Annotated in this window: 1 protein-coding gene and 1 pseudogene; one reads left to right on the top strand and one right to left on the bottom strand. The window is 32.5% G+C overall.

Annotated elements, in window-relative coordinates; translation table 11 throughout:
• Positions 1-240, bottom strand: a pseudogene (locus ACM6HU_RS25470) (IS4 family transposase); the annotation flags it as partial.
• Positions 241-492: 252 nt separating this feature from the next.
• Here ACM6HU_RS25470 and ACM6HU_RS25465 point away from each other — a divergent pair.
• Positions 493-1,311 carry an alpha/beta fold hydrolase gene (locus ACM6HU_RS25465; protein WP_016114414.1) on the top strand — a complete coding sequence of 273 codons (819 nt, stop codon included), beginning with the start codon at positions 493-495 and terminating at the stop codon, positions 1,309-1,311.
• Positions 1,312-1,523: the final 212 nt, after the last annotated feature.

The following is a 1,523-nucleotide window of genomic DNA, read 5'->3' as shown; positions in this document are numbered from 1 at the left end:
TTCCGGACTGATGAGTACTTCTGTGGATGCTTCTAAACAGCTAGATAACTGAGCTAAAGAAGTTGTAGCGATATTGTGGCTCACCCATACACATAAAGCTACTAAATCTTTTGCTTGGTACTTACTGGCTCGTTGTACAAAACCAACATCTCTAGCAAGATCCCGTAAGGTATTTGGAGATAAAAAACTTTGAATCTCTTGAGCAAATAGTTGTAATTCATCAGATACAGAAATAGACATACAAAAACGCCATCCTTTCCTATGATTCTACAGGAAGAATAGCGTATTTTTTCATTTTAAGGGAATTTTATTTTATTAGCTTGCTAACGATGGGGTGAGCTCTCGTTAACCGGTTTAATTTATTAAAGGGTAATTTTGCAGAATAAGGGTTCCGTTCCAAATAACTGGAATCTTCAATTGCCTTATTGTATATTTAAATTTGAGGGAATATTCTCTCTAATATTTGAAATTTTCAAGAAAGAAGGATTCAATATGCCATATTGCAAGGTTGGACAAGCCGACATTTACTATGAAGATATAGGGAAAGGAAAACCAATTTTAATGATACATGGCTATACACCTGATCATCGATTAATGAGTGGTTGTATGGAACCTATATTTACTAAGAGAGCTGGATGGCGACGTATTTATATTGATCTACCTGGAATGGGAGTAACCAAAAACTATGACGAAATAAGTAGCTCTGATGAAATGTTGACTGCTGTTTTAGATTTTATTCAAGCAGTTCTCCCTGAACAAGAATACATAATTGCGGGTGAATCTTATGGCGGATATATAGCTAGAGGACTTATCGAAAAACAAAAAGAACGAATACTCGGAGCGGCATTTATATGTCCTGTTATTATTCCTCTAAACGAAGATAGAGCAGTTGAGAAACATAAAATCTTGAAAACAGATGATAAATTTATTGAAAGTTTATCGAAAGAGGAATTAGAACATTTCAAAAGTAATCAAGTTGTACTTGATGAGTATAATTGGTTGCGTTATAAAAATGAAATTGTTGCAGGTTGTAAAATTGCAGATGAAAAGTTTTTAAATAGAGTTAGGAATAAATATGAGTTTTCATTTAAAGTCGATCAGTCTAATTTTGATAAACCAAGTGTATTTCTTTTAGGAAGACAAGACGCTTCTGTTGGATATAAAGATGCACTTAACATTTTACATAAATATCCGAGAGGAACATTTTCAGTATTGGATACAGCTGGTCATAATTTACAAATAGAGCAACCACAACTTTTTAACGCTCTAGTAAATGAATGGTTGGACAGAATTGAAGAATTTTATAATTAATATTCTTTTATTTTACTTTTTTATTTAGTTCTTGATAATAAAGAAAATTATTTATTTCATCCCAATTTCTTATTTATATTAGGGGACTCACCCCATCGCCATCAAGTTAAGTTTTTAAAGTACCTCCTAAATGGAAATTTTGTATTTTTTATAGCACCGAAGTTCATTTTTATCGTTTTGGGGGCAACTTGTTTTCTTAAGTTGATGGGCAT

The sequence above is a fragment of the Bacillus sp. IT-79MI2 genome (genome assembly GCF_949768135.1).
In the GTDB taxonomy this organism is placed as follows: domain Bacteria; phylum Bacillota; class Bacilli; order Bacillales; family Bacillaceae_G; genus Bacillus_A; species Bacillus_A pseudomycoides.
Note: the sequence above shows the minus strand (reverse complement) of the source record. Positions and strands in the feature narration are given on the sequence as shown.